This window comes from Pseudonocardia sp. EV170527-09, assembly GCF_008369905.1.
Taxonomy (GTDB): Bacteria; Actinomycetota; Actinomycetes; order Mycobacteriales; family Pseudonocardiaceae; genus Pseudonocardia.
Genome location: NZ_VRMC01000189.1, coordinates 1 through 3,470 on the forward strand (window position 1 = coordinate 1; position 3,470 = coordinate 3,470).

Genomic DNA, 3,470 nt, shown 5'->3' on the forward strand with positions numbered 1-3,470 from the left:
GAACTAGATCACGAAACGCGGCCGTCTGACCTGCAGCTTCCTCAGAGCGCAGGAGCAAGTGTCCAGATAAAGGGTGGCCTGCAGTTCAGCCCGTCCACCTGGAAGGCATACGGCGGGTCCGGTGCGGCGCACGAGGCATCCCGGGATGAGCAGATCGCCGTCGCTGAACGTGTGCAGGCCGCGCAGGGCTGGAAAGCCTGGCCGGCGTGCAGTAAGCGGCTCGGGCTTCGGTGATGGTCGAGGATCCCGGGCGTGAGTTCACCGGCGCCGGAGTCGGTGGCTCCGTCGATGCCGCTGCGAGGGCTGCGGTGGTGACGGCGGTCGGTGGCGGATCCGACGGTGAGGCCGGTACTGATCCTGAGTTGCTGGCTGAGCGGATGGGCGCCGAGGTCGCCGCGGTCGGGGCCCGTACCGGTGCGGTGTTCCCGGAGCAGGGGCAGTCGGTGTCGTGGACGGGCTTTGGGGCGGTGATCCCGGTCCTGGCCGGGTCGTCGGGGGCCGGGGCGTCATCGGTGGCGGCGGCGATCGCGGACGCGGTCACGACCGACCGACGGTGTGTGCTGCTGGTCGACGCCGACGAACCGGCCCGGTCCGGGCTGGCCCAGGCCGCTGGTGTCGAGGGGCCGTGGACTCGCCCGGTCACTGAGCATGTGCAGGTCCGCTACAGCTGGCGGGGCCGTCCCGGGCGCGGTCCGCTGCTGGGTCGGGTGGAGACGACGTTACCGGCGCTCACGCCGGGGATGGTCCCTGCGCCGCCGGACTGGTTGCCGGACCCGCGGCCGGAGCCGTTGCACGTGGTTGTTGCCGACCTCGGCTGCGGCCGCTGGCGAGCCGCTGATTCCCCGATCGCGGGGGCTGGTGGCTGGCTTCGGGCTGGTCATCCGTCACCTCGCCCGATCCTGGTGGTGCGCGCGACCCGCCCGTCGCTGCGCCAGGCCGAGCAGACACTGACCAGGCTGGAACCCCTGATACAGGCCGGTGCGGCGGCGCCGGTGTGTCAGCTGGTGGTGGTCGCGGCGAAGAAGTGGCCGGCCGGGATCGACGGCACCGTGGGGCCCCGCGTCTCGGAGCTGCTCGACGACGCGGTGTTCCTCCCACCCACACCTGCGGTGGAGATCGGCGGGGTCACCGCGGACCCGATCCCGACCCGGGTTCTCGACGCGTTGCGGCCGCTGTTGGCGTCGTGGGGCGTGATCGCGCCACTGCCCGGCTCCCCTGCCGCGCGACAGCACGCCCGTCGCCGAGACCGATAACGACGCTCCGGTCGGCTGACCGATCTCTCGTTTCCCGTCTCGACCATGTCTTGAGGAGACCCTTCCCCGATGTTGACCATGATTTTCGGTGTTGTCGCCGAGGCCACCAGCTCGGTATTACCGGCCGCGGCGTCGGTGGCGCCGCCTGCGTCACCGGTGTCGGTGCCGACGGTGCTGGCGATGCAGGACCCGACGCCGGAGCCCCAGCCCACGCCGGCGTCGGACGGGGCGATTCCGCATGTCAAGGCCCGACCGTTGCCCGGTGGGGCATCGGATGCGGTCCTCTACGTGGTCGGCACGATCATCACGTTCGCCGGGTATGCGCTGTTGGGGTTGTTCTTCCTCGGGTTGGCGTGGATCGCGGTCGGCAGGTTCGCCAATCATCCGACGTCGAGTACCCGGGGTGGGACGCTGTTGATGTCCGCGCTCGGTGGGGCCGCCCTGTGGGGGATCGGTCAGGGCCTGGTCGGGACCTTCGCCTCGGGGAACTACGCCGAGTGAACGCCCCGGAGGAACGGTCGCGGGTGCGGCCGTATGCGATCGGCGCCGGTGTCGGCGCCCTCGCCGTGGTCCTGGTCATCGGCCTGGTGATCACCGCCGTCCGCGCCGTCACCGGCGGTGATAGTGCGGACGCCCCGCCGCCCGCGCCCCCACCTGCGCCGCCCGCAGCATCGACTCCCGCGGAGTCGCGGGAGGCCGAGACGGCGTTGGCGATGCGGCCGATGCTGCAGTTACCGGATGCGGCGGGGCAGCCCCATGCGTTGACCACCGAGACTGCGGGCCCGCCGATCGTGCTGCCGCCGCCGGTGAGGGTCGTGGGGACCTTGGTCCCGGACAGCTTTCCTGCGACGCCGGAGGGCGCGGTCGCGCAGCTGGCGGCGATGACTAAGACCGGGATGCTCGGCGGGGATCCCGCCGACTACGCCCGCGCTCATGACTCGATCGCCGAGGCGGGCGCCCCACCGGGGGACCGGGCGTTGTTCGCCTGGTCGATGACGAACTTTCGCAAGGGTGCCGGGCTTCCGGCGAACGGCCCGAAGCCCGGGATGAGCATCACCTGGGAACCCGCCGCCGCGCTGATCAAGGGCACGGTCGGGGAGCGTTACGTCGTGGTCTGTGTGCTGGGCGAGTTCACGTTCGGTTTCAAGGGGCAGGTCGCGAACGCCGGTAGTGGTGACTGCCAGGCGATGCGCCGAGTCGCGACGCCCGATGGCGAGCAGTGGCGGATCGCCCGCGGCGCGCGTGCCGCACAGGCCTCGTCAGCGTGGCCGGGGACCGCGGAGGCGGTCGCCGCCGGATACCGGGCCATCGCCCGATGAGTAGCCCTGCCATGACCACCGCCCTGAGCGGTGCCTTGATGGCCGATCCCGGACAACCGTCCTGGCCCTCGCAGCCACCACCCGCTCCCCCACCGGCACCGGCTCCCCCGGCGCCGCCCGCTGGGGAGGACGGCACGAGCTGGGGGGACGCCGCGTGGGGTGCTGCCCGGGGCGTGGTGCCGGACTGGATGAGAGATCCACACGGCGAGGTGATGACGGCCGCGACTGAGTACGTCAAAGCCGGGATCATCGCGGTCCTGGAGGAGGTTTGGGCGGCGGGGTTGTCGCTGTTGCGGGGCTCGCTCGGGTTGGCCGATGAGCTGACCACGTTGAACGTGCCTGCGACGTTCGCCCGCGGGGCGGGGTCCGGGGGCCTGCACGAGGTCTGGGGTGCGGTGTGGTGGCTGGCGATCGTGATCGCGATCGGGTTGTTCTTCGCCCAGCTGATCATGGTGGCGGTGCGCGGGGGCAGGGGGATGGCGCGGGCGGTGACCGGCCCGGCCCAGTTCGGGCTGGCCCTGGCGTTCGTGTTGTCGCTGACCGGTGCGGTGGTCGCCGCTGCGGACGGGATCACCCATGGCCTGCTGGAGCTGGGCCTGGGGTCGGGGGACTTCACCCAGGTCGTCACCCCGAAAACCGGGCAGGAAGGCCGCGGTGTGGGGGCGGTGTTCACCGAGGACCCGAACCTCGGTGAAGGCCTGACCGACATGACCCGGGCGGTGATCATGGCGTTCGCCGGGATCTTCGGGTCAATCGCCGCGGCCAGCCAGCGCGCGGTGCGCCACCACCATGACGACGTCACCCCCGACACCAGCCCGGCTGCGGCGATCCTGCTGGAACCGGCCCTGGCCCTGTCGTTGGTGATCGGCGTCGGGATCCTGTCCTCGGCGACCGGGAT

General features: G+C 71.6%; 4 protein-coding genes and 1 pseudogene. All 5 read left to right on the forward strand.

Annotation, left to right across the window (positions count from 1 at the left end):
- Positions 1 to 72 precede the first annotated feature (72 nt).
- Positions 73 to 225, forward strand: a pseudogene (locus FVA95_RS27995) (transglycosylase family protein); the annotation flags it as partial.
- Between the two features lie 137 nt (positions 226 to 362).
- On the forward strand, positions 363 to 1,253 hold the full coding sequence (locus FVA95_RS28000; RefSeq protein ID WP_240051786.1) for a hypothetical protein: 891 nt from the start codon (positions 363 to 365) through the stop codon (positions 1,251 to 1,253).
- 72 nt (positions 1,254 to 1,325) lie between these two features.
- The gene (locus tag FVA95_RS28005; protein WP_161992511.1) at positions 1,326 to 1,754 is read left to right on the forward strand and encodes a hypothetical protein; all 429 of its coding nucleotides are present in this window, start codon (positions 1,326 to 1,328) and stop codon (positions 1,752 to 1,754) included.
- On the forward strand, positions 1,751 to 2,572 hold the full coding sequence (locus tag FVA95_RS28010; RefSeq protein WP_149666811.1) for a hypothetical protein: 822 nt from the start codon (positions 1,751 to 1,753) through the stop codon (positions 2,570 to 2,572). Before FVA95_RS28005 ends, FVA95_RS28010 begins: the two co-directional genes overlap by 4 nt.
- 212 nt (positions 2,573 to 2,784) lie before the next feature.
- The coding region (locus FVA95_RS28015) for a hypothetical protein (RefSeq protein ID WP_370460888.1) at positions 2,785 to 3,470 on the forward strand (686 nt) is incomplete at its 3' end.